24 protein-coding genes and 4 pseudogenes are annotated in these 23,028 nt (G+C 43.0%); 14 read left to right on the top strand and 14 right to left on the bottom strand.

Translation table 11 applies throughout. The features are described 5' to 3' along the window. Positions 1–176 precede the first annotated feature (176 nt). A complete protein-coding gene (rodA, locus tag BXP28_RS05735; RefSeq protein WP_024094024.1) occupies positions 177–1,334 on the top strand; it encodes a rod shape-determining protein RodA in 1,158 nt (385 codons plus the stop codon). Here the strand turns inward: rodA and BXP28_RS05730 are convergent. Then, complete coding sequence (locus BXP28_RS05730) at positions 1,314–1,964, bottom strand: DUF1232 domain-containing protein (RefSeq protein WP_023484218.1); 651 nt, start codon at positions 1,962–1,964, stop codon at positions 1,314–1,316. The genes rodA and BXP28_RS05730 overlap by 21 nt on opposite strands. Before the next feature lie 130 nt (positions 1,965–2,094). On the opposite strand from BXP28_RS05730, the gene ytaF reads away from it, so the two are divergent. After that, positions 2,095–2,721, top strand: a complete 627-nt coding sequence (ytaF, locus tag BXP28_RS05725; RefSeq protein WP_023484217.1) for a sporulation membrane protein YtaF — start codon at positions 2,095–2,097, stop codon at positions 2,719–2,721. Positions 2,722–2,873: 152 nt separating this feature from the next. Here the strand turns inward: ytaF and msrA are convergent. Then, a pseudogene (gene msrA, locus BXP28_RS05720) lies at positions 2,874–3,396 on the bottom strand (peptide-methionine (S)-S-oxide reductase MsrA). Positions 3,397–3,854: 458 nt separating this feature from the next. On the opposite strand from msrA, the gene treR reads away from it, so the two are divergent. The 3 genes from treR (at position 3,855) to treC (ending at position 8,129) form a co-directional block, all read left to right on the top strand. Then, a complete protein-coding gene (gene treR / locus BXP28_RS05715) occupies positions 3,855–4,577 on the top strand; it encodes a trehalose operon repressor (protein WP_023484215.1) in 723 nt (240 codons plus the stop codon). A gap of 419 nt (positions 4,578–4,996) precedes the next feature. Continuing rightward, on the top strand, positions 4,997–6,430 hold the full coding sequence (gene treP, locus BXP28_RS05710) for a PTS system trehalose-specific EIIBC component (protein ID WP_023484214.1): 1,434 nt from the start codon (positions 4,997–4,999) through the stop codon (positions 6,428–6,430). A 16-nt stretch (positions 6,431–6,446) separates the two neighbouring features. After that, positions 6,447–8,129: an alpha,alpha-phosphotrehalase gene (treC, locus tag BXP28_RS05705; RefSeq protein WP_023484213.1), complete on the top strand. Its 1,683-nt coding sequence runs from the start codon at positions 6,447–6,449 to the stop codon at positions 8,127–8,129. A gap of 312 nt (positions 8,130–8,441) precedes the next feature. On the opposite strand, the gene BXP28_RS24005 is transcribed toward treC, so the two are convergent. Together BXP28_RS24005 and BXP28_RS24000 are read right to left on the bottom strand one after the other, a co-directional pair. Further along, the gene (locus tag BXP28_RS24005) at positions 8,442–8,849 is read right to left on the bottom strand and encodes a thiamine pyrophosphate-dependent enzyme (protein ID WP_241466819.1); all 408 of its coding nucleotides are present in this window, start codon (positions 8,847–8,849) and stop codon (positions 8,442–8,444) included. Then, on the bottom strand, positions 8,746–9,108 hold the full coding sequence (locus tag BXP28_RS24000; protein ID WP_051427837.1) for a hypothetical protein: 363 nt from the start codon (positions 9,106–9,108) through the stop codon (positions 8,746–8,748). Before BXP28_RS24000 ends, BXP28_RS24005 begins: the two co-directional genes overlap by 104 nt. On the opposite strand from BXP28_RS24000, the pseudogene BXP28_RS24985 reads away from it, so the two are divergent. Next, positions 9,098–9,157 (top strand): annotated as a pseudogene (locus BXP28_RS24985) (MarR family transcriptional regulator); the annotation flags it as partial. The gene BXP28_RS24000 and the pseudogene BXP28_RS24985 sit on opposite strands and share 11 nt — an antisense overlap. Before the next feature lie 18 nt (positions 9,158–9,175). Beyond that, positions 9,176–9,370: a hypothetical protein gene (locus BXP28_RS05695; RefSeq protein ID WP_326110444.1), complete on the top strand. Its 195-nt coding sequence runs from the start codon at positions 9,176–9,178 to the stop codon at positions 9,368–9,370. A gap of 106 nt (positions 9,371–9,476) precedes the next feature. Here BXP28_RS05695 and BXP28_RS05690 read toward each other — a convergent pair. Continuing rightward, a pseudogene (locus BXP28_RS05690) lies at positions 9,477–10,441 on the bottom strand (IS3 family transposase); the annotation flags it as partial. 364 nt (positions 10,442–10,805) lie between these two features. Between BXP28_RS05690 and BXP28_RS05685 the strand changes: the two are divergent. Together BXP28_RS05685 and BXP28_RS05680 are read left to right on the top strand one after the other, a co-directional pair. Further along, positions 10,806–12,395 carry a M4 family metallopeptidase gene (locus tag BXP28_RS05685; protein ID WP_023484210.1) on the top strand — a complete coding sequence of 530 codons (1,590 nt, stop codon included), beginning with the start codon at positions 10,806–10,808 and terminating at the stop codon, positions 12,393–12,395. 585 nt (positions 12,396–12,980) lie between these two features. Next, a complete protein-coding gene (locus BXP28_RS05680) occupies positions 12,981–13,364 on the top strand; it encodes a phosphatase PAP2 family protein (RefSeq protein ID WP_311847774.1) in 384 nt (127 codons plus the stop codon). A gap of 95 nt (positions 13,365–13,459) precedes the next feature. Here the strand turns inward: BXP28_RS05680 and BXP28_RS05675 are convergent. Next, positions 13,460–14,361, bottom strand: a pseudogene (locus BXP28_RS05675) (SDR family oxidoreductase). 453 nt (positions 14,362–14,814) lie between these two features. Here BXP28_RS05675 and rpoD point away from each other — a divergent pair. After that, positions 14,815–15,918, top strand: coding sequence for an RNA polymerase sigma factor RpoD (rpoD, locus tag BXP28_RS05665; RefSeq protein ID WP_036656673.1), 1,104 nt, complete (start codon positions 14,815–14,817; stop codon positions 15,916–15,918). An 85-nt stretch (positions 15,919–16,003) separates the two neighbouring features. Here the strand turns inward: rpoD and BXP28_RS05660 are convergent, their stop codons facing one another. The 6 genes from BXP28_RS05660 to BXP28_RS05640 form a co-directional block, all read right to left on the bottom strand. After that, a complete protein-coding gene (locus tag BXP28_RS05660; protein ID WP_023484205.1) occupies positions 16,004–16,426 on the bottom strand; it encodes a spore germination protein GerPE in 423 nt (140 codons plus the stop codon). Between the two features lie 7 nt (positions 16,427–16,433). Next, positions 16,434–16,613, bottom strand: coding sequence for a spore germination protein GerPD (locus BXP28_RS05655; protein ID WP_023484204.1), 180 nt, complete (start codon positions 16,611–16,613; stop codon positions 16,434–16,436). Positions 16,614–16,619: 6 nt separating this feature from the next. After that, entirely contained in the window at positions 16,620–17,045 is a 426-nt protein-coding gene (gene gerPC, locus BXP28_RS05650) for a spore germination protein GerPC (protein WP_023484203.1), read from the bottom strand. A 4-nt stretch (positions 17,046–17,049) separates the two neighbouring features. Further along, entirely contained in the window at positions 17,050–17,202 is a 153-nt protein-coding gene (locus BXP28_RS22500) for a hypothetical protein (protein WP_155116314.1), read from the bottom strand. Positions 17,203–17,264: 62 nt separating this feature from the next. Then, on the bottom strand, positions 17,265–17,507 hold the full coding sequence (locus tag BXP28_RS05645) for a spore germination protein GerPB (RefSeq protein WP_077584946.1): 243 nt from the start codon (positions 17,505–17,507) through the stop codon (positions 17,265–17,267). Continuing rightward, the gene (locus BXP28_RS05640; RefSeq protein ID WP_036654283.1) at positions 17,485–17,718 is read right to left on the bottom strand and encodes a spore germination protein; all 234 of its coding nucleotides are present in this window, start codon (positions 17,716–17,718) and stop codon (positions 17,485–17,487) included. The genes BXP28_RS05645 and BXP28_RS05640 overlap by 23 nt, the downstream gene beginning before the upstream one ends. Positions 17,719–17,836: 118 nt before the next feature. Here BXP28_RS05640 and BXP28_RS05635 point away from each other — a divergent pair, with 118 nt between their 5' ends. The 3 genes from BXP28_RS05635 to BXP28_RS05620 all read left to right on the top strand — a co-directional run bounded on the left by BXP28_RS05635 (position 17,837) and on the right by BXP28_RS05620 (position 20,143). Then, entirely contained in the window at positions 17,837–18,277 is a 441-nt protein-coding gene (locus BXP28_RS05635) for an Hsp20/alpha crystallin family protein (protein ID WP_023484201.1), read from the top strand. 334 nt (positions 18,278–18,611) lie between these two features. After that, a complete protein-coding gene (locus BXP28_RS05625) occupies positions 18,612–19,316 on the top strand; it encodes a futalosine hydrolase (protein WP_036654280.1) in 705 nt (234 codons plus the stop codon). Continuing rightward, a complete protein-coding gene (locus BXP28_RS05620; protein WP_023484199.1) occupies positions 19,313–20,143 on the top strand; it encodes a 1,4-dihydroxy-6-naphtoate synthase in 831 nt (276 codons plus the stop codon). The genes BXP28_RS05625 and BXP28_RS05620 overlap by 4 nt, the downstream gene beginning before the upstream one ends. A 103-nt stretch (positions 20,144–20,246) precedes the next feature. Here BXP28_RS05620 and BXP28_RS05615 read toward each other — a convergent pair whose 3' ends face one another. Then, positions 20,247–21,317, bottom strand: coding sequence for a branched-chain amino acid aminotransferase (locus BXP28_RS05615; protein ID WP_023484198.1), 1,071 nt, complete (start codon positions 21,315–21,317; stop codon positions 20,247–20,249). A 124-nt stretch (positions 21,318–21,441) separates the two neighbouring features. Between BXP28_RS05615 and BXP28_RS05610 the strand changes: the two genes are divergently transcribed. After that, the gene (locus BXP28_RS05610; protein ID WP_023484197.1) at positions 21,442–22,332 is read left to right on the top strand and encodes a LysR family transcriptional regulator; all 891 of its coding nucleotides are present in this window, start codon (positions 21,442–21,444) and stop codon (positions 22,330–22,332) included. A 245-nt stretch (positions 22,333–22,577) separates the two neighbouring features. On the opposite strand, the gene BXP28_RS05605 is transcribed toward BXP28_RS05610, so the two are convergent. Continuing rightward, complete coding sequence (locus tag BXP28_RS05605; protein WP_023484196.1) at positions 22,578–22,916, bottom strand: hypothetical protein; 339 nt, start codon at positions 22,914–22,916, stop codon at positions 22,578–22,580. Positions 22,917–23,028 lie beyond the last annotated feature (112 nt).

Below are 23,028 nucleotides of genomic sequence, written 5' to 3'. Positions count from 1 at the left end.
TGTCCCGATATTCTTCAAGCTCTAACCCATCATGCCCTTGTTTTAACAGGTAATGCGGAAAGTATGATTTGTTCTTAAATAACGGTGACAAGTCCGAATAAAGCAGGAAAACTCCGCCAAACGGATGGGAGTTTTTTGTTGCCTACAATCATTTGTACAGAGATGAGGGTTACACCATGATTCGCAAATTGAAAAAAATTGATCCTGTCATTATGTTCATTCTCGGTTGTTTTATTTTTTTTAGCACGCTTGTCATTTATAGTGCTGCTACCGGGGGCAATTTTGGTAATCTGCACATAAATAACATAATTTTATATGCTGCATCTTTTATTCCTTTTATTGTAGTTGCCTTTACAGATTACCGGATTATCATCCATTCTTTTTCTTATTTGTTTTATACTATCGGAATTGGACTTTTGCTTTTAGTTCAGGTAATGGGACAATCTATAAATGGTTCAAAACGGTGGATCGGAATCGGGAGTTTTCAGTTTCAGCCATCCGAACTTATGAAAATACTACTAATACTTGTGCTGGCTCATGTTTTGAGCAGGAGGGAAGGGCAGCCATTAAGGTTTATTAAGGATATTATCCCCCTAGGAGTCCTGGCTATTATCCCTTTTTACCAGATATTCAAGCAGCCCGATCTTGGAACGGCGTTAGTCCTGGTTTCTATTTGTTTAGGAATGATTTGGATAGGAAATTTAAAGGTGGCACACCTGGCTTTAGGGGCAGCTCTTTTAACCGTGATCATCAGCGGCATCATCCTTCTACATTCAAGCAACCCGGAATTGTTGTCCAAATTCGTAAAACCCCATCAAATGGATCGTATTCAAACCTTTTTAGATCCTTCCAGTAATCCAGATAAGAGCTGGCATGTTCGCAATTCTATCATAGCAATAGGAACAGGTGAACTGTATGGGAAAGGGTATCTACAGGGCAGCTACGTTCAGGGAGGATTCGTTCCCTATGATTATTCAGATTCTATTTTTGTAGTCATAGGAGAGGAGTTTGGATTTGTAGGTTCATCGATCCTTTTAATGCTTTACATGATTTTCATCTACAGGATGATCCAGATTGCCATACAATGTAAGGATCTCTCCGGTACTTACTTGATAGTAGGTATTATTTCCATGTTCACATTTCAAATATTTGAGAATATAGCAATGCACATTGGTATACTTCCATTAACGGGCATATCCCTTCCTTTCATTAGTTATGGTGGCAGTTCCCTGTTTACCAATATGATTGCAATGGGATTAGTAATGAGCGTAAGGATTCACCATGATCAGCCTCTATTATGGGAGGGTTTCCGTTTACGAAGACTCCTCGGATAATCGGTTGCGCACCATTTGGACGGCGATGGCATCATCCAGATAACCAATAGGGAAGACGTAATCGGGAATAATGTCAGCGGACAAAATAAAATAAAGCAGAGCACTGCCCGCAATTGCCCTTGTATCTTGCGAAACTTCCCGGGAACAAAATAATTCGTGCATCTGCCTTAATTCGTCTATGAACGGCCCCGAACCATTGACTTTCTCTACTTTTGAGGAGAATTCATTATGGATAACCCGCTGGCCTTCTTCCGTTAAGGCATACTGCTCGTATTTAAAAAGTTCCTTCTGAACGAGTTCGGTTGTAAGCTCATAATCAAAGAAATTAGAGGACTGAAGCACTTCCTTAATTCTGTTAATGGAAGTATGGATTCCAATTTCTGTACTGGTCTTATTAGTTCCAACATCATAACCGGCAGCTTGGAATAACCGTTCTACAGGGACTCCAAGATGCAGGGCGAAGACTTTTAAATGGTCCGGCTTAGCTGCCTGTTTGCCATTCACTATCCGTGAAATTGTTGCTGTATCTATACCGGTTAAGGCACTAAGCTTTCTCATGGACAAGGAACGTTCCTTCAAGAGTGCTTTTATGGTGGAACCAAGATCAGGATTATTCCAGTTTTTGTTCATTCATCTTCACTCCTTCAATGAAATGGACTTGACTGTTGAAGAAATCTCAACATTTTAAGAAACGGCCAGGCACTTTTTTCAACACACTCAATATGATGATATTACAAAAAGAGCAAAGGAGTGAATCATCATGACATGGCTGATTGTTGCGGGTTTTGCAATATCTTCAAGTCTGGATAACTTGGGTGTAGGTATTTCTTACGGCATTCGCAAGATTCACATCGGATTTGTTTCAAATCTAATTATTGCGGTTATCTGTTTTCTCTTTAGTGAAATCGGGATTTTAGGTGGCCAATGGTTATCTAGGGTGCTTCCTGGTATATTCCCTGCCTTGGTTGGAGCATTTCTACTTTTTATTATTGGGATCCGTATCATGTTATTAGCCGTCCCCCGGAAACAGCAAAAAGCTGATCTGGAAAAGGAGACTTCGGCACTTAGCGTGAAAGGAATACTGCAAAACCCGGAAAGAGCCGATACTAATAAGTCGGGAGATATTGGATACGGAGAGTCTATTCTTTTGGGGGTAGCGCTCTCAGCAAATGCGGTTACTAATGGTGTTGGGGCTGGGTTGCTAGGATTATCACCTCTTGCGATTTCCTTAACCGCATCAATAGGAAGTTTTGTTACAGTCTGGGTAGGAGTAGCCGTCGGGAAAAGAGCAGCTGGAATCCGTATTGGATCATTCAGTCTGGGACAGTTTGGAACCTTATTAAGCGGGGTTATTTTAATTTTCATTGCCATCAACGCAATCTTTTAAAGGCAACAGCCGAAAATAAGGCTACTCGTCAATAGATTATGCTGAATGAATTCTATTATGACGAAGTAGAGGAATCTAAAAAAACCAAAAGCGTGGCATGACGCTTTTGGTTTTAGCTTTTAAAATTTATCAAATTACTGTGTAACTATTATTTAAAGATCATGCCAATGTTTATTGATGTAAGCATTCCCTGCCCGATTTTTCCCTGTCTTCCTCGTAATGCTTTGGTTGTTTCTTATGATAATTTTGATGATACTCCTCAGCGGGGTAGAAAGGCCGGGCAGCTGTAATTTCGGTTACGATAGGTTTATTGAAGCGGCCGCTCTGCTCCAGTCTTAGTTTGGATTGAAGTGCAAGCTCACGCTGTTTTTCGTTGTGGTAATATATGGCGGTGAGGTATTGCGGGCCCCTGTCATGGAATTGCCCCTCCGCATCAGTAGGGTCGATCTGCTGCCAAAACAGTTCCAGCAGCCGTTCATAAGGAAATAACTCCGGATCAAACGTGATCTGAACGGCTTCGGCATGTCCGGTTGTACCGGTTTTGACTTCTTCGTACGTGGGACTTTCCTTGGTTCCCCCTGTATAACCCGATAAGATCCCATGAATCCCGGGAAGCTCTTCAAAGGGGGTCACCATGCACCAAAAACAACCCCCTGCAAATGTGGCTTTCTCCATTCGTTTTTATCTCCTCTGCCTGATTAGTATCTCTAAAGATCTTATTTTAACTATACAATGGATAAACGGAGAGGGCAAACGAGTTCCTTTATGCCAGAATATCAGTGGAGTATAACAGGCTTCTTGTTTTCGTTCAACCAATAAATAGAAGTTGGAAATACTTTTACCCCAACTTTTTTGGCTTTCTCGATTCATTGATGATCACTGGTATCACGATGAACTTCGATCAGCAAATGTAAACTGGAAGCGCCTCCGATAAATACCCCCACATTCGTCTTTATATTGGTCATTCCATTTAACAAAAAATTAGAAAGGTAATAAAAACCATAGCTATCATTATATGAAAAATGATCTTGATAGCAAATTATGGAATAGCCGGCTTGACGAATCGGAATAATAAGTTAACATGAGAACTGGACAGGATTTATTTTGGACAGAAATTATGGGGGATTTTTTACATGAAACAGCAAATAAACAAACGCTATATGGCCATTTATGAAGATATCAAAGAAAAAATACTTTCAGGTGAATTCGGACCTGGACATAAACTGCCTTCGGAACATGAATTTTGCAGCATCTATAAGACAAGCCGGGGAACGATACGGAGTGCCTTGGATCTTTTAGTTGAAGAAGGTATGGTTAACCGGCATCCGGGCAAAGGGGTTTACGTTCTGGAAAGGAATGCTATTACATTTTCATTTGGCGGACTGGTCAGTTTTAAAGAAGCCAGCGAAAATAACGGTCAGTCTTTTGTCACTTTAGTACCGTTCTTTACGGAGATGATCATTACACAGGAACTTCATGACAAAACCCGACTGCCGCTGGGGGAAGAAGTCTATTGCTTGCATAGAATACGTGAGCTTGATGGAGAGCGTATCATTTTCGACATCAATTACTTCCTGAAAGAAAAACTGACCGGATTAACAGAAGATATAGCGAAGGACTCTATCTATGAATATATGGAACAGCAATTAGGGCTTAAAATCGGATTTTCCCAACGAATTATTCAGGTTGAACCGGTCACGGTCAAGGATCGTGAATACCTGGATATGGAATCTTACGGATTTGTTGCCGTGGTTAAAAACTTCGTCCATTTATCCGATGGGACATTATTTGAATATACTGAATCGCGCCACCACCCGGAACGATTCATTTTTACCGATTTTGCCCGCCGCCGTTAGGCGGTTTTTTTGTTCGCAAATTTCGGAGAGCGTGTATTACTTCCAGCAGCACAAATTATCTGTGTCAATTTCCTGGTTCCACTCTCCCCCTCGTTCAGAAAAGCAATCCTGCTAAGCCGGTAATGAGATTTGAGTATATTGAAAGGTTTGGTTTAAAAGCTTAATTCAAGAACTTGGTTCAGAGTTTGCTTCAAGAGCTTTGTTCAAGCCCCCATACCTCTTCCTGAATAAAGGGGATGTTGACGCTAGGGTGATGTAAGAAAGATCAATGGCAAGGGACAGAATAGAACAAGGGAGAAAGTTTGACATTTTTATTAACTGTTTTGGACTTGTCTAGACAAGTGTTTACAAACTTGTCTAGACAGGCTATAATGATATCGTCAATCAGAAAGGAAGCGATTCCATAAGGAGGTTACATCATGGCTGTCAACCAGCAGTCCGTTGCTAAGATTTTGGAAGCAGTAGGGGGGAAAGATAATATTGCTGCGGTAACCCACTGCGTTACACGCTTAAGATTTGCACTGCAAGATGAATCGGTTATAAACCAAAAAAGCTTGGAAATTAACGAATTAGTAAAGGGTTCTTTTTCCTCAAACGGCCAATTTCAAGTTATTATCGGACCGGGTATTGTAGAGAAAGTTTATGCGGAATTACTTCATCAGACCGGCGGTGAACGCGCTTCCAAAGAAGATATCAAGAATGTTGCCGCACAGAAAATGAATCCGCTTCAACGCGCCATTAAGACATTGGCGGATATCTTCATTCCCATTTTGCCGGCAATCGTAACGGCAGGTTTATTAATGGGGCTTCATAATATCTTAACAGGAAAAGGAATTTTCTTTGCGGATCAATCGCTGATTGAAGTGTACAATCAGTGGCAGGGATTTGCTGAAATCATCAATCTGATTGCGAATACTTCCTTTGTCTTTCTGCCTGGCCTGATCGGCTGGTCTGCCGTAAAAAAATTCGGAGGCAGCCAACTTCTGGGAATTGTTCTGGGACTTATGCTGATTCACCCTGATTTGCTGAACGCTTGGTCATACGGGGATGCTGTTGCCAACGGTACTGTCCCTCACTGGAACCTTTTTGGCCTGCAAATTGAAAAAATAGGGTATCAGGGACAGGTACTGCCAGTTCTCATCGCCGCATTTTGTCTGGCTAAAATTGAAATCTTCTTAAACAAAAGAGTCCCGGACTCATTTAAATTGCTGCTTGTTGCTCCAATTACTTTACTGCTTACCGGTTTTTTATCTTTTATCGTTATCGGCCCTCTGACATTTGCAATTGGGAACCTTATTACATCGGCATTTGTAAGTATCTTCGAACACGCTTCTGTAGTTGGCGGACTCATTTACGGCAGCCTGTATCCGCTGCTGGTAGTAACCGGCATGCACCATGCTTTCCTGGCTGTGGATCTGCAGCTTATTGCCAGCACAGGCAGTACATTTCTATGGCCGATACTGGCTTTGTCCAATATCGCACAAGGATCAGCCGCCCTTGCGGTTATGTTTATATCCAGGGATGAGAAACTTAAAGGAATGTCAATAACTTCTGCTGTATCTGCTTATCTCGGCATTACCGAACCGGCCATGTTTGGAGTGAACTTGCGGCTTCGTTATCCGTTCATCGCCGCTATGATTGGTTCGGCAACCGGAGCGGTGTGTATCACAGCATTTAAAGTTCAGGCAGCATCCATTGGTGTAGGTGGCCTTCCAGGGTTTTTATCTATCTTCCCGAAACAGTGGGGACCTTTCTTCATCGGGATGATCCTGGCTCTGGTTGTTCCGTTTATCATCACTTATCTCATCGGAAAAACAAGAAAACAGACGATAACGGGGAATAATAGGGAATAAGGAGATTAGCTACAATATGAAACAAGAATGGTGGAAGAAATCCGTTATTTATCAGATCTATCCCAAAAGTTTCAAAGATACAAATGGTGATGGAATTGGTGATTTGCAGGGAATTATCGACAAGTTGGACTATTTGAAAGAACTGGGTGTTGAGGTGATTTGGCTTACTCCCATCTATGAATCTCCGCAGAAAGATAACGGATATGATATTAGTGATTATTATCGTATTCAACCTGAATACGGAACAATGGAAACCTTTGAAGAACTCCTCAGACAAGCTCATCTTAGAGGAATCAAAATCATCATGGATATTGTCGTAAACCACACTTCAACGGATCATGCCTGGTTTATTGAAGCGTCCAGCAGTAAAGACAGTCCTCTCCGGGACTACTATATCTGGAAAAACCCGGCAGACGGCGGAGTCCCTAATAACTGGAAGTCTAAATTTGGCGGCAGTGCCTGGGCATTCGATGAACGTACAGGGCAATATTACCTGCATTTGTTCGATGAGTCCCAAGCTGATTTGAACTGGGAAAATCCGGAACTAAGAGAACGCATTTACGATATGATGCGATTCTGGCTGGACAAAGGGGTGGACGGATTCCGCCTGGATGTGATTAACCTTTTATCGAAAGACCAGCGTTATCCGAATGATACTCTGGAGAAGGCCACGGATGATGGCAGGAAGTATTATACGGACGGACCGCGTATACACGAATACTTAAAAGAGATGAATGAAAGGGTATTTTCCCGGTATCCGAATCTCTTAACAGTAGGAGAAATGTCCTCCACTTCTATAGAGCACTGTATCCGGTATACGAATCCGGAAGAAAAAGAACTGAGTATGGTATTCAATTTCCATCACTTGAAAGTAGATTACCCGGAAGGGAAGAAGTGGGTAGCCGCTGAGTTTGATTTCCTTCAATTAAAGCGGATTTTGAGCGAATGGCAGCAGGGCATGCAAGCAGGAGATGGATGGAATGCACTCTTCTGGTGTAACCATGACCAGCCGAGGGTTGTATCCCGATTCGGTAATGATGGGAATTATCATCGGGAGTCAGCGAAAATGCTGGCAACAACATTACACTTGATGCAGGGAACTCCATATATTTATCAAGGTGAAGAAATCGGAATGACAAACCCGTACTTCAGCAACATTGATGATTACCGGGATGTGGAATCTATTAATGCCTACCGTCTGCTCATAAAGCAGGGAGTTAAAGAAACGGAAGTCATGGCTGCGCTTCAACAAAAATCAAGAGACAATTCCCGCACACCTATGCAATGGGATGATACCGAGCAGGGAGGGTTTACAAATGGAGAACCTTGGATCAAGCTGGCTCCTTCGTTCTCATCCGTGAACGTTAAGAACGAGTTAAATGATCCGGACTCTATTTTTCATCATTACCGCAATTTGATTCAGCTGCGCAAAGAATATGATATTATTGCCTACGGCGACTACAATTTACTGCTTGCGGACCACCCTGAGCTTTTCGCTTATGTCCGAAGTTTTGGTAAAGAAAGGCTGCTGGTCGTAAGTAACTTTTCGAGCCGAACAACGTCATTTACTCCTCCTGAAGGATTGGATGCTGGAAAAGAGACAACATTGTTAATCAGTAATTATCCCGATACAAATGAATACTTAAGCGAGTTCGTTCTTCGTCCTTACGAATCGGCAGCTTATTATTGCAGAGACTGATTGCCGCTTTGTTATAAAGATTATCAAACCGCAAAGCCGGGAAAACAAGAGGTTCCTTTCCGTTCAATCATGGACTGGATTCTCTTAGCCGAGAAAGATTGCCCTGATCCGGTTTCTTTAGTTGTAGAGTTGACAAGGGAAGGCGTTCGGCGTGCCCAGTTGTTTACCTATTGAAACAGCTTGGCTATGAGGTAAGCATGGAGGATCTTTATATATAACATTCCTATTGCTAAGATATATAATAAGCTATACAGAAAACCTACGGATCTAATCAGTATCAGGTTTATTGCAAATGAAGGGAAATAACAACACTTAATAATCATTTTGGGCGGCGAACATTTTGCCCAGGTCAACAAGCAGTTCAGGTGCATCCATGGCATCCATTCGAACTTCCAAAAACATCAGCTTATTCGAATTTTTCGCTTGGACCAAGGCGTCATCCAGTTCTTTTTCATTCTGAATCCGGATACTTACACAGTCGTTTTGCACGCCCAAAACTTCGGGAAGGCGGTGATATTGCCACATGTAAATATCGTTATAAGCCTGATCTGCACCATGGATAGCACGTTCAACCGTATATCCGTTATTGTTAATTAGGATAATAACAGGTTTCAGCTTATGCTTCATCAATGTCGATAGCTCTTGAGCATTCAATAGGAAGGAGCCGTCCCCAATTATAAGAATGTGACGGCGTTCGGGCGAAGCCAGGCAAGTGCCCAGAAGTGCCGGCAGGGTATACCCCGATAGATCCCCACAGCGGCTGTCCAACAAATGTAATATATTCCGGTAAAGGGACGGTAGATACTCCGAAGAAAGCCGTGCCCTGTTCGGCTAATAACACATCGCCTTTATCCAGGAACTGGCCAAGTCTCTCCCAGAAACGTTTTTGAGTAACAGGTCCTGAGGAAGAGGGGTTAAATTTCGGCTTTCCGGCAACTTCCCGTTCGTAGAGCGATTGACAGCCCGGAATCAGTGTCAATGCCCTGCTGAAGACGCTTGAAGTAACGAAACAGGCGCTGCATGCTCCAATGAAGCAGCTTACCGAAATGGGTTACATCATAAGTGAGCCATCTGCTTCCGATCGTCGGGTTCGAGAGCTTTATTTAACGGAAAAGGGAAAGAAACTGGAGAAAAAGTTAAGTGATGTTCAAAGAAAAAAGATGGAGGCTGTGTTTCAGAAACTGGGATGGGACCATGAGATTGTTTGGAGAGAGGTTATGGAGGAAATAGCTAAAGGCTAGCACTATTGATAAACCTAAAGGATCAACCCGCAGAATTTTGGCTCATTCCTGATAAATAGACTGCTGTTGATGAAGTGACCCCTAAAAGTTAGACACGGTTAGTTCATTAGGCAACTTGTTGGGTTTGAGTTCGATATTGTATCGGACTCAAACCTTTTAATTTTGCCTTTATACGTTTGTTATTATAGTAATCGATATATTTCTCTAGTTTTTCTTTAAAATGCTCTATACTTTTAAATTCTTTTAAGTAGAGAAATTCAGATTTCATCAGACCGAAGAAATTCTCTATCACTGAATTGTCGTAACAGTTGCCTTTTCGAGACATACTTTGTATGATGCCTCTTTCTTTCAGAGCATGGCAGTATTGTTTCATTTGATAATGCCAGCCTTGATCTGAATGCATCAGGAGCCGATGATCTTCAGGTAAGCGTTCGAAAGCTTGTTCTAACCTCTCTGAAACAAGGGAATAGGTTGGACGCGAGCCTATTGTATACGTAATGATCTCTCGGTTAAACAAATCTAATACAGGTGATAGATACAGTTTTTCTCCAAATAATTTAAATTCTGTGATATCTGTCACCCATTTTTCATACGGTTTTGTCGCTGTAAATTGGCGATTCAAAATATTAGGCGCTATCTTACCAATTCCCCCTTTATATGACTTATATTTTTTCATATGAACAAGACATGTTAAACCCAATTCTTTCATGATTCGCTGTACTTTTTTATGATTCACTTTTTGTCCACGATTCATTAATTCATCACGAATACGGCGATAACCATATCGCCCCTCATGTTCTTCATAAATCGCTTGTATGGCTTGTTTTACATCGGCATCTGGATCAGGGCGATTCATTTGTTTGACCAAATGATAATAGGTACTGCGTGGAGTACCTGCTAGCTTTACTAAATCGTTCACCGGAAATTCATGCCTTAATTCATAGACGACTTGTGCTTTGTCTTGTTTGGTGATTTTTCCTTGTTTTGAACTAAGGCATTCAACTTTTTTAAATAGGCATTTTCCATTTCAAGCTGCTTAATACGTGTTTCTAGTGCTTCTACCGACCCTTTAAATTGATGAGCAATTGTTTGAAACGAAGCTTTTCCTCCGAGATAAGCTAAAACTGCCTTTAATTTTAGTTCTACACTGTATTTTGCCATATAAAAACTGCACCTCCCATTGTTAGATGTGTCTAACAAATGGGGTGCAGTTCATTGACGGTAGTCTATTTTTTTTCTGTTTTTTTAAAATCTAGTATTCCATTTATGTAAGTTTATGGTAATATATATGTAATTCATAGTTCCCCCATCTTAATAATACCAGATTGATAGATTGACTGATAAGAGGGAGAACGGAAAGGAGGAGATGATCTTCTTTACGCTTGCATGAAAATCTCATTATGCAAGAAAAACCAATTTGATAGGAGGAAAATGAATGAAGAAGACACTGGTAACTATTCTGGCAGGAGCATTTTTGGTAGGAACGTCATTGTCCGCAGGGGCAGCAGGAGTAGCAGGAGCAGAAGACCCTAACCGTGAACTTGCCCCCAAAACTATTGTAGGCGAGAATTGGAATCCGCCGTCCGGTGCTTCTGAAGAAGAAGCTATCTGGAAGTACCTGTCCAACAAAGAAGAAAAATTGGATATCAGTAAGGAAGAAATTAAAGACCAGCTAAAGATTGTCAAGAAGGAAAAAGATTCAAAATCGGGAACATCGCATTACAAGCTCAAACAATATATCCAAGGCATTCCGGTTTATGGAGCTGACCAGACCGTCCACTTTAATAAAGAAGGAGAGATTACCTCCCTGATCGGAAGCGTACTCCCGAGTGATTATCAGAACCTGCTGCCAAGCGGGACTAAACCCCAAATAAGCCCCACAGAAGCCATCCAGGCTGCCGAAAAAGATGCGGAGAAGCAAATCGGAAAGCTCGGTAAACCTGAAGCAGCTCCCAAAGCTGACTTGAATGTTTACCTAGATAAAGGGAAAGCCTTCCTGGTATACGTTACAGAGGTCAATGTACTCGAGCCTCAAGCGCTGCGTACCCGCTATTTTATTAATGCCCAGGATGGAAGTATTGTAAGCAAATACAGTTTGCTTGATCACGCCACAGGCACAGGAACCGGTGTACTGGGTGACAAAAAATCGTTTATTACCACAAAATCCGGTTCTACCTTCCAGTTAAGCGATACTACTCGCGGAAACGGCATCAAAACGTACTCCGCCTCCAACCGCTATACTCTTCCCGGACTTCTTTTAACCAATACTAACAATGATAATTGGACAGATGGGGCTGCTGTGGACGCACACACCTATGCCGAAACCGTCTATGACTTCTATAAAAATAAATTCAACCGCAACAGCCTGGACGGCAAGGGGCTGCAAATCAAGTCCACTGTTCACTATGGCGTTAAATACAATAATGCCTTCTGGAACGGGCAGCAAATCGTATTCGGAGACGGTGATGGAAAAACCTTTATTCCCTTCTCCGGAGACCTGGATGTGGTAGGCCATGAATTGACTCACGGAGTTACAGAACATACGGCCAATTTGGAATATGAGAACGAATCCGGAGCATTGAATGAATCCATTTCGGATATTATCGGCAATGCGATCAAAGGCAAAGGATGGCTTATTGGAGAAGACGTGTATACGCCGAATATTCCGGAGGATGCTCTCCGTTCCTTAGAGGACCCAACACTTTATGGTCAGCCGGACCATTACAGCAATCGTTACAAAGGACCTTCGGATAATGGCGGCGTTCACACTAATAGCGGAATTAACAATAAAGCCTACTATCTGCTCGCTCAAGGAGGAACTCATAAAGGTATAACTATCGATGGCATCGGGCGGGATAATGCGGTGAATATCTACTACCATGCACTTGTTTACTATTTAACTCCCAATTCAAATTTCTCGGCTATGAGGGCCGCTGCTATCCAGTCTGCAACGGATTTGTTCGGAGCTGATTCCAGTGAAGTCGATTCCGTGAATAAAGCTTATGACGCCGTTGGAGTCAAATAAATTCCTTTTACTTCTGTATTAACCGTATAGTGAAAGTATAAGTATGCCGCTCCTTTTTGATAAAAAGGGGCGGTTTTTTCCAAATTTCTAAGATATCATTTCGATTAACTTAAAATGAGGGAAAGTATCTTTCCGATGATTTCGTTAGTGACAGGATAGATGGAGGATTTTTCTTACTGAAGTAACCATTCTTGCGAATAAACGTAATAAGGGTTCAATACAATGACTTTATCAATAAACGAATAATCGTGGTTGAAAATTAGGCCGTCAGATTGAAAGTTCGTTGAATCTCCATATTTTCTTTGCGTCAACTTTTAGGTTAAGATAAGAATACCATGTTTGGCCCAACCATGCTATAAAAAATAATTAACAGTCCCGGTATAAAATGATTTTAGAGAAGCCTTTAACAGCAAGAAAAGGAGGGACTCACCTTGAGACAAAATTATGCGGACTGGCTTTATAGGCAGGATGTGCGACTGTTTTTCTGGTTTAACCATAGACTGAACTTCTCGGCATTGGATCGTGTTTTAGGTATGCTTACCCATCTTGGAGGAGCGTTCTTTACCATTCTCATGACATTTTCGGTTGCTCTATTCGCCCCTGAATCCTGGAGCAGGGCGGGGGGGGCAGGCCCTGATTTCTCTAACGGTAAGTCATCTTCTCGCTGTTGGATTAAAGAGAAAGTTTAAGCGTATCCGGCCTTATCTTGCTTTAGAACAAGTGAATACGGCCAAGACAATGCTTAAGGACCCGTCTTTCCCTTCCGGACATACTACAGCTATTTTTTCTATTATCACGCCCTTTCTGTTTATGACTGGCTGGTTTTCCCTGGTACTTCTCGTTCTAGCCATTTTGGTGGGCATGTCCAGGGTGTACTTGGGGCATCACTATCCTTCGGATTGTTTGGTAGGCTCTTTCCTTGGTACAGTAAGTGCGCTGCTGGTTGTTATGATGACTGGATGGTGGTAAAGCAGCCATCAAAAAAAGGCGCTTACCTTATAAAATAGGGAAGCGTCTTTTTTTGTAAGGGGATAAATCCAATTCACGATCTGACATCATCCGGTTCAAGCAATAAAAGCACCACCGTTTATATGCAGAGTTTCTCCGGTTACATAACGGGAATCATCACTTGCTAAATATACATAAGCGGGTGCTAGCTCAAAGGGCTGTCCCGCTCGTTTCATAGGAGTATCCGTCCCAAATACGGCGACACGCTCTGCCGGGAAGCTGGAGACAGTCAATGGTGTCCAGATAGGGCCTGGTGCCACAGCATTAACCCGGATTCCGTCCTCTACAAGTGACATTGCCAAAGATCGGGTAAAAGATACAATGGCTCCTTTGGTGGAGGAATAATCAATAAGCGTTTTTTCTCCCCGGAAAGCGGTAACGGAAGCCGTATTAATGATGGAATCACCTGCTTTCAGATGTGGCAGTGCTGCCTGTGTCATGAAAAAAAGGAGAAGATATTGGTACGAAATGTATGCTCCAGTTGCTCCTCCGATATATCCATCAGGCTTTCCTGGGGGTATTGAACCCCTACATTATTAACTAGAATATCAAGTCTGCCGAAAAATTCCATCGTTTTTGTTATTGCTGAACAGCACGCTGCCTTTGAACGAAGATCCAAGCGTAAATTCAGGCATCGTCTTCCTAATTGTTCAATCTTTCTCCGCGTTTCCACCGCATCGGCATCTTCATAAAGATAGACGATTGTTACATCGGCACCTTCCTTGGCAAAAGCGACAGCAGTAGCCCTTCCAATCCCGCTATCCCCTCCAGTAATGACCGCAACCCGTCCAGAAAGCTTATTACTCCCTCTATAAGAAGGATTTTCATATATCGGTCTTGGAGACATGATATATTCCAGGCCGGGCTGGATATCCTGATGCTGAGGCGGAAAAGCGACTGGCTTTTCTTCACATTTAGTTTTCGAACCTAAATAAGGATATAACGGATATGTGTCCATATTGAACCTCCGAATCGTGATAATAGCCTATAGAACCACAATATGCTCTTCGGGCAAAAGGGGTTCCATTCTGAGATCAATCTCCTTTAGAAGGGAATATGACATTAGCTGCTCAATCAGGTTTTTGCATGGCAGATTATGCACAGCCTTTTTTCAGTGACCGTGGTCCTCGGATCGCGGTCATCCTTTTTGGCATTATCCAATCCCGGATACCTTCCGGAATTTCTTCTGTACACCGTTCTAAACATGAAAAAACCTTCCCGCAAAGCAGGAAGGCAAGAGGCATAAGTTGAACTCCTAATAAAATTATGTTAAAATCACGTATACGAAACAATTTTACACTAATATAATATAACATACCGCAACCTTTTTGTCAACTACAAAAGAAGGGGTCGATCCAACAAAAAGAAAACATTTTTTCGGGGAATTTTTTATGGGAGGATGGAGCTGAACATGGCGAATGAAGATGGGAAAGTAGAGACTAGACTTACGCTTGAAAGGGCGAAGGAACAATTAATCGAATCAGGAAAACAACACTCCTCGCTGACTTATAAAGAGATCATAGAGAAGCTCGCCCCTTTTGATCAAGAGCCGGAACAAATCGATGAATTTTTCGAATTGCTTGCCGAGCTTGGCATTGAAGTGGAAAATGAAACAGATGATAATCCTGAACCCGGGAACCAAACAAAAGGTTCTTTGGACGAGGATGATCTGACGCTGCCGGCAGGTAGTCTCAATGATTCCGTACGGATGTACTTAAAAGAGATTGGACGTGTTCACCTTCTTACAGCCGATGATGAAATCGAACTTGCCAAACGGATTATGGAAGGTGACGAGGAAGCGAAACAGAGATTAGCTGAGGCCAACCTGCGCCTAGTTGTCAGCATAGCCAGGCGGTATGTGGGACGCGGTATGCTGTTCCTGGATCTGATTCAAGAAGGTAACATGGGACTAATGAAAGCAGTAGAGAAATTTGACTATACTAAGGGATATAAGTTCAGTACCTATGCAACCTGGTGGATTCGGCAAGCGATTACGCGTGCCATTGCAGACCAGGCCAGAACGATTCGAATCCCGGTTCATATGGTAGAAACCATCAATAAACTGATCCGCGTTTCCAGACAACTCCTCCTAGAACTCGGGCGCGAACCAACCCCTGAAGAAATTGCCAAGGAAATGGAACTCTCCACAGATAAAGTGAGAGAAATCATGAAAATTTCCCAGGAGCCGGTTTCACTTGAAACACCGATCGGGGAAGAAAATGACTCCAATCTTGGAGATTTTATCGAAGATCAGGACGCATTGGCTCCGGCGGACGCTGCTTCATACGAATTGTTAAAAGAACAGCTGGAGCACGTCTTGGATACATTAACCGAACGGGAGGAGAACGTATTACGCCTCCGGTTTGGGCTTGAAGATGGGCGTTCGCGCACGCTTGAAGAAGTGGGAAAAGTGTTCGGTGTTACCCGTGAACGGATCAGGCAGATTGAGGCGAAAGCCCTTCGGAAACTAAGACACCCAAGCAGAAGTAAGAGATTAAAGGACTTTTTAGACTAACCATCGAAAAAATAAAAAACGATCGCTGTCCTTCAATGACGCGATCGTTTTTTTCATTGTCTAATTATCATTCGTGTAACACCTGTTATTTAACCGGCGGCTTTGGGATTATAATCACACCTTTGTATCTTTTTAAAGAAGGAGGCGCATCCACAAACTGCCTGATATTTACGATACGGCTCTCCAAATCCATGCGATGGTTGCTTCCCACCTGAAAGGAAGCGGAAGTTGAAATGCTGTTAACTTTGATTTGCCCCACTTTAATGCGGGGGGAAAGATTCAGCACCTCTTGCTCGAGATTTTCATCCAAAGGAATAGTGGGAATCTTTTTGGAGAAAACCTTATAGTCCGAGAAATTTCCTTCATCTTCGATAAAAACGGGAACTTCACGATGTAAAGCAAATACATTGCTCTTGGCCCCGATTCGTCCAGTATCCCCACAAATGAATGTGGAACTGTTATCTATATTATTTATGAGGATATTAGTTACACATGAAATTCGTTTCATGACTGTTTTATATAGGGGAAGCCAAGGGGACCAGCGGGCCTGTCAGAACGGATTCGGGAGGAGTATCAAAGGCCGAACTGCATGTAATGACCTGGCTGTCTCCCACAAGTAAAACGGAAGAACTCGCAACTCCGATAACTTTTATTTTGTTTACATAAATATCTTTATTAATAACAGTTAACTTCATTTCCTATCACCCTCCTTGTTTAAATGTTTTACTGATGTATTGTTCCACTGCCGTGTCAATATCGTGCTTAACCTTTTCAAAAACGGACATTTTCACACTTTCCTCATCTATCTGGTCTGCTTTTTGGTTTTCGTCTGATACGGCATGCATATAATAGCGGATTCTTTCATCGAGCTGTTGGTGAATATCCGTTAAGATGGCAGGGGTTATTTCACTTGCATCCGCCTGGTGTGCCTCACTCCATTTGCGTATTTTCTCGGGTACTTGTTCATAAAGATAACGGATTAGCTGTTGATGAATATGCGAATTCCCGTTATCCCGGATGTTCATCTGATCGAGAGGTTGCCCGTTAACAGTGAGGTCGTCTAACGATTTGCCTCCGTTCGGTGTAAGGCCGATGTTTAATGTGCCATCCAGTCTTTCGATCTTCAATTGGTCAAAATGGTATTCTATCTATGCTTGTCGGATTGCGTTGCTTGATGTTATCTATATCGGATTGCAATTGGGACAAGCGATCATCCAGCAACAGAGTTTTTTCCAAAAGCCACTGAATCTGGAAAATAAGCTGCTGATAGCTGTAATAATCCATCTGTGTTCCCTCCTTAACACATTATATGGAGGAAAAAAGGACACATACTGGAAACTTCATTTTTATCGAAGCGGCGGCAATGGAACCATAGGGGAGTACGGCAAGTGGGAGGCATCTTGGCCGAATTGCGGGGCTGGCGCAGTAAATCCTCCTGTATTGTATATATTGGAAAGAGATTTAATGACTCCCGCAGTTCCGATATGAAATACAGAAGAGTTGCTGATCACTTCAATCCGTATCTGATGAATTGTAATCGTCTGATTCACAGTAAATGAGCTGAGATTACACGATTTGTTGTCTGCCATCACTATCCACCACATCCGGGTCATTGGTATTTGTGCTGCTGGCCTGGTTATATCTGATAATCGTACCGATCTCATCCCCTGTTACAAAAGAGTTGGCTCCTGCATAAGATTTTGTGCTACTGCTGAGTATAATTGAAGCTGAATCACCGATCTGGACATTGGAGCTTGGGCCGACACTGTTAATTTTAATATTTCCGACAATTGAAGGCATCGCTCCCCCTCCTGTAAACATAATGCTCTTTATCATTGTATGTAGACTTTTATCCCAGGGTCACTCCAATTTCCTTTACCGCATAAAATAAGTATGGGAAGATGAAAGGAGGGCTACTATGGACAAGGGAAGAATTGGGGAGCATGACTGGGTCTTGCAGGATCCGTTTTTTCAAAATAAATTTCCTTTTAATGACCTAGGCAATCCGCTTGATTTGGATCCGGCAAAAGTAGAAAATTACGTGAAGAATGTGATTCGGCAGGCTAAGGAGGGAAGCCGTGAGGTTCCCTGTGATGTTTTTGAACTGCATAACGATTTGGTTGCAAGGATGAAAATCCCGAAGCAGGTTCACATTGAAGATTTGTCCGTTTCTTTAAACAACAATCAAATTAAAATAGAAGGATGGCCAGGCCAGGATGAAGGGAAATTGATATCATTGCCTGCTTCTATTATCCCTCACAAGAGCAAGGCTTCATTCAAAGAAGGATATTTGCAAATTAAAATGCCCAAGATGAGGAATGGTAACTTTCATGAATTGCAAATACGCCATCTGAAATAACTTGGACTCCGATTTCTTGATCTTTTCCGGGATTGAAAGGTATAATAAGAACAAAGGTAACTGTCAGGGATAGCTGAAAAATATGATTTCCATCAGAGGACTATCCGAAGAGGGAAATCGTCAACCGCAAGAGAATGGCATAAGGGCTTGCATGAAATAATCTACGTGCAGGTTGAATTTGGGGTAGACCATGTTTTGAACGCACTCGTCCCTTCGGATGAAGTGTGTTTTTTCATTTCTATGCAAGTGCCGGTGAGACCAGATTCCAAAAAAAGTTTTGCCGGAGGAAGAGGGAACGCCGTAGGCCGAAAAAAAGGGGGAAGTGGGTAGGGTTATGAATGCTGAAGAAAATAGGGGAACTTGTCCGACAGCGAATGGTCGTGAACAGGAACCTTCAGAGAGGATACTCGTAATGACTGCTGTAGAGGCGGAAAGGGAAGCAGTCCTTCAGGGGCTTCAAGACACGAAAGGATTTGATGTTATTCTGGCGGGAGTTGGTCCGGCCATGGCTGCAGCCCGCACAGCAAAAGCCCTTTCAAGCGGGAACTATAAACTGGTTATAAGCGCCGGAATCGGGGGCGGATTTCCAGGCAAGGCCGGGATAGGGGATATTGTGATTGCTGGTGAGATCATTGCTGCTGATTTGGGAGCTGAGACACAGGAAGGTTTCAGCATCTTGGAGGAATTAGGCTTCGGTTCATCCTGCATCCAGACTAATGACATGCTGGTATCCAGAATAGCTGAAACGTTCAATGGAGCCGGATTACCTGTACATATTGGTCCAGTACTTACAGTCTCTACGGCAACAGGTACTTCAGATTCCGCATTGGCACTGGCCGCACGGATAGAAGGGGCTGCGGCTGAGGCTATGGAAGGATATGGGGTAGCTGCCGCTGCCCAGGACCAGGGCGTACCCGTCCTTGAAATTCGCTCTGTCTCCAACATGGTTGGCCCCCGTGATAAGAGTGCGTGGCGCATAAAAGAAGCTTTGGCTGCTTTATCATCAGCCAGTTCTGTCTTACGGGAGGTGTTAAGATGAGGATTGCTTTTTCCCCTTGTCCTAATGATACGTTTGTTTTCCATGCCTGGGTACACGGATTGATCCCCGGAGCGCCTAAACTGGATGTTACTTATGCAGACATCGATATTACCAACCACCTGGCAACCCGCTCAGACGGCCCGGAGGTACTAAAGATCTCTTATGCGGCTTTGCCTTGGGTTCTGTCCGAATACGCCCTGTTACCGTGCGGGGGAGCCCTTGGGCGGGGGTGCGGGCCGCTTATACTAACTAAAGACGGTACGAAAGACCCGTCCGTTTTGTCTGGAAGAAGGATCGCTGTACCCAGTGAGCGTTCAACTGCCTATCTGCTGTTCAGGCTTTGGACCTCCCGGCATGTACCGGGAGGTATAGGCGAGATTGTTGTGATGCCGTTTGACCAAATTATGCCTGCCGTACGTGACGGCGAAATAGATGCGGGACTGGTTATTCATGAAGCCCGCTTTACTTATTCTTCCTATGGACTCACGCTGCTTGCCGATTTGGGGAGCTGGTGGGAGGAAGATACCGGTCTGCCGATTCCGCTCGGAGCTATCATTGCACGGCGTTCTTTGGATTTGGAATCCATAGCAGAGTGGACCCGTTCTTCTGTTGAGTATGCATGGGCCCATCCGGAACAATGCCAGAACTATGTGATGAGTCACGCTCAGGAATTGTCAGTTGAAGTCGCGAAAGCTCATATTGATCTTTATGTAAACCACTTTACTGGACATTTAGGTGAGGACGGTTATGCTGCTGTAACCTCTTTACTTGAGCATGCAGCGAAAGAAGGGCTTGTGCCGGAAATAGATCCGGCGTTACTGCGGTAATGAATAATGATACTATGCTTATACAGAAAGACCTTCAATTTCACCTGCATGGTAAAAATTGGAGGTCTTTTCTCTCTTATTTTGGAAATGCCCTATTATATATTTATTGAACTTCCATCATCCAGTTAAACGGGTCTGGTACTCTTCCTGTCTGGATGCCGGTCAGTGTATCATAGAGCCTGGCCGTCAACTCGCCGGTTTTTCCGCTGCCGATAACCAGTTTCTCTTCTCTCCAGCACAGTTCACCAACGGGAGAAATAACGGCAGCCGTTCCTGTGCCGAATGCTTCTTCCAGCGTGTGATTGCGGATGGCTTCATACAGTTCATCGATGGAAATGAGCCTTTCTTCAACTGGTACTCCCCAATGCTGAAGCAGCTCCATAATCGAACGTCTGGTTATTCCATCGAGAATACTGCCAGTTAAAGCCGGAGTCACTACGGTACCATTTATTTTAAAAAAGACATTCATGCTGCCTACTTCTTCAATATATTTTCGATGAACTCCATCCAGCCAAAGTACCTGAGAATATCCTTCCGCAGAAGCATGCTCCTGTGCCTTTAATCCCGCAGCGTAATTTCCTGCTGTCTTTGCATTTCCGACACCGCCTTTTACAGCACGTACATAATCCGGTTCTACGAAGATGCTGACAGGTTGAATACCTTCTTCATAGTAAGAACCCACAGGCGAAAGAATGATAATAAACTGATAATGAGTGGATGGGGAGACCCCCAGAGCCGGCTGGGTAGAAATAATGAAAGGGCGGATATATAAGGAAGTGCCCTCTTCTTCAGGTATCCAATCCTGATCGATGGAAATGAGCTGTTTCAGAGCTTGAAGAGCTAAATGCTCGTCCAGATGGGGAATACTCAGACGCTCATTCGAATGGTTGAGGCGCTGAAAATTGCTTTGGGGACGAAACAACAAAATCTGTTTATCATTGGTTTTATATGCTTTTAAGCCCTCAAATACCGTTTGCCCGTAATGGAAGACCTTTGCTGCCGGATCAAGACTGATTGGCTGGTAAGGCACAATTCGGGGATTATGCCAGCCGGTTCCGGCTTCGTAATCCATGATAAACATATGATCTGTAAAAAACTTCCCGAAGCCCAATTGATCAGCCGCAGGTTTTTGCTTTTTATGCTTTGAATATTCAATGTGAATGGAAAAATCCATAGCCACACATTTCCTGACGTAATTGTGTTTTATGAATTGAATGGTATCATGTGCTTATATGTAAGAGAAGTACCTGTTTTATGGGTTAACCATACCTTTTGGGTATATATGAAGGAGGAATAAAATGGATGTCCGGCAGCTGCGCTATTTTCTGGCCATAGCTAAAGAAAGCCAAATCACCCGTGCAGCCAAATCGCTGAATATGGAGCAGCCTCCGTTAAGCCGCCAGCTTAAACTAATGGAGCAGGAGCTTCAAGTAACTTTATTTGAACGGGAAGGAAGAAGATTGAGGCTTACACCTGCAGGGGAACGGCTGCGTCAAAGAGCTGAGAGCATTATTTTACAATTGAATGAAACGGTAAAAGAAGTAAAAGAGATTGAAGAAGGGGTTCAGGGTACGCTTTCCATTGGGTCGGCGGTTTCCTGTGTATCTTTGCTTCCTTCTAAAATAGATCTTTTCAGACAGAGATACCCACAGGTTACGTTTACAATCACAGAAGGGGACCATATTATTCTGGGAGAACAGCTAGAGAGAAGAAATATCGAAATGATCGTAGCCCGTCTTCCTTTTGAAGCTGCCTCCAAGACGATGCTCTATTCCGTTCTCCCGCTGCCTTCAGATCCGTTTGTGGCTGTGATTCCGAGTTCTTGGAGTTCTGAACCCGCACAACAGATGATTCGGATGTGTGAATTGGCTGATTTTCCTTTCCTGGCTTTAAAAACAGACCAGACAACAGGGATGAATCAAAAAGTCGTCAATGAGTGCAGACTCCATGGATTTGAGCCTCAAATTATATGCGAATGTTCCAGTGTGGCGATGATCCTGGCCCTCGTAGCGTCCGGAATTGGTGTAACTGTTATGCCTAAATCCGTTATGGAGTCCTTTCTACTGCCGAACATCAAGACGTTGAACATTACTGATATGAAGCTTCAGTCGGAGGTAGGTATTTTATGGTTGAAGGACCGCTTTCTTTCAAAAAATGCCCGGCATTTTATAGAGGTATTTTCTGAATAAAGTGAATACAAGGTTGGGAATCCGGCAATCAATTAACCGTATAAGTATGTATGCGAACCGGTTCAGCATTGGTGCAGTCAGGAATTGGCCCCCTTCCAAAAGGAAGAGGGGCCGTTTTCTTTTATGGCTTACGGCTTTCCCTATAAAGGCATCTTATTCATCCTGGTAGTTCAGACAAAAAGTTTTGAATGTTATTCAGTTCTTCTGTTGTATATTTTGAAAAAATCCGAAAGTGTTTTTCCTCATTAATAAGTGTGTATTTCATATTGTGCTACAAGATAGCCATTGCGATTATAAACATCAATATAAACACTTCCTGAAGTGAAGTTTTGAACTTTACCCTTGTAGGAGACACTCCATTCTCCTTTACTTCTTTCAGTAAAGAAGTATTCGTAGCCCTCATCATATACCAATTGATAAGAACTGCCCTCAGGTATATGAACAACATTCGGAGTCCCGAGTGTCGCCATATTTGAAGAGGTGCTTTTACTTGACAGGTCTTGGGCATTCGCACCTTCTACAGCAAAACCGCCCAACAATGCTGCCCCAACTGCCGCGAGTACAAGAGTTTTTCTAAGAAACATTTTTCCATCTCCAATCTATAAATAGGATATATTACAAATCATATAATAATATAGAGAGGAAGATAAACGAACCAAATATTGTTATTATATCATGTATTTACCTTTAAAAAGC

It is taken from the genome of Paenibacillus larvae subsp. larvae (assembly GCF_002003265.1).
Taxonomy (GTDB): domain Bacteria; phylum Bacillota; class Bacilli; order Paenibacillales; family NBRC-103111; genus Paenibacillus_H; species Paenibacillus_H larvae.
This window is presented reverse-complemented; position numbering and strand designations above follow the sequence as displayed.

Bases quoted from the DNA above. Each gene is read 5' to 3' on its own strand.
- rodA (WP_024094024.1), top strand. From the start codon at position 177: ATGATTCGCAAATTGAAAAAAATTGATCCTGTCATTATGTTCATTCTC.
- BXP28_RS05730 (WP_023484218.1), bottom strand. From the start codon at position 1,964: ATGAACAAAAACTGGAATAATCCTGATCTTGGTTCCACCATAAAAGCA.
- ytaF (WP_023484217.1), top strand. From the start codon at position 2,095: ATGACATGGCTGATTGTTGCGGGTTTTGCAATATCTTCAAGTCTGGAT.
- treR (WP_023484215.1), top strand. From the start codon at position 3,855: ATGAAACAGCAAATAAACAAACGCTATATGGCCATTTATGAAGATATC.
- treP (WP_023484214.1), top strand. From the start codon at position 4,997: ATGGCTGTCAACCAGCAGTCCGTTGCTAAGATTTTGGAAGCAGTAGGG.
- treC (WP_023484213.1), top strand. From the start codon at position 6,447: ATGAAACAAGAATGGTGGAAGAAATCCGTTATTTATCAGATCTATCCC.
- BXP28_RS05695 (WP_326110444.1), top strand. From the start codon at position 9,176: ATGGGTTACATCATAAGTGAGCCATCTGCTTCCGATCGTCGGGTTCGA.
- BXP28_RS05685 (WP_023484210.1), top strand. From the start codon at position 10,806: ATGAAGAAGACACTGGTAACTATTCTGGCAGGAGCATTTTTGGTAGGA.
- rpoD (WP_036656673.1), top strand. From the start codon at position 14,815: ATGGCGAATGAAGATGGGAAAGTAGAGACTAGACTTACGCTTGAAAGG.
- BXP28_RS05660 (WP_023484205.1), bottom strand. From the start codon at position 16,426: ATGAAACGAATTTCATGTGTAACTAATATCCTCATAAATAATATAGAT.
- BXP28_RS05655 (WP_023484204.1), bottom strand. From the start codon at position 16,613: ATGAAGTTAACTGTTATTAATAAAGATATTTATGTAAACAAAATAAAA.
- BXP28_RS22500 (WP_155116314.1), bottom strand. From the start codon at position 17,202: ATGGATTATTACAGCTATCAGCAGCTTATTTTCCAGATTCAGTGGCTT.
- BXP28_RS05645 (WP_077584946.1), bottom strand. From the start codon at position 17,507: ATGGCAGACAACAAATCGTGTAATCTCAGCTCATTTACTGTGAATCAG.
- BXP28_RS05640 (WP_036654283.1), bottom strand. From the start codon at position 17,718: ATGCCTTCAATTGTCGGAAATATTAAAATTAACAGTGTCGGCCCAAGC.
- BXP28_RS05635 (WP_023484201.1), top strand. From the start codon at position 17,837: ATGGACAAGGGAAGAATTGGGGAGCATGACTGGGTCTTGCAGGATCCG.
- BXP28_RS05625 (WP_036654280.1), top strand. From the start codon at position 18,612: ATGAATGCTGAAGAAAATAGGGGAACTTGTCCGACAGCGAATGGTCGT.
- BXP28_RS05620 (WP_023484199.1), top strand. From the start codon at position 19,313: ATGAGGATTGCTTTTTCCCCTTGTCCTAATGATACGTTTGTTTTCCAT.
- BXP28_RS05615 (WP_023484198.1), bottom strand. From the start codon at position 21,317: ATGGATTTTTCCATTCACATTGAATATTCAAAGCATAAAAAGCAAAAA.
- BXP28_RS05610 (WP_023484197.1), top strand. From the start codon at position 21,442: ATGGATGTCCGGCAGCTGCGCTATTTTCTGGCCATAGCTAAAGAAAGC.
- BXP28_RS05605 (WP_023484196.1), bottom strand. From the start codon at position 22,916: ATGTTTCTTAGAAAAACTCTTGTACTCGCGGCAGTTGGGGCAGCATTG.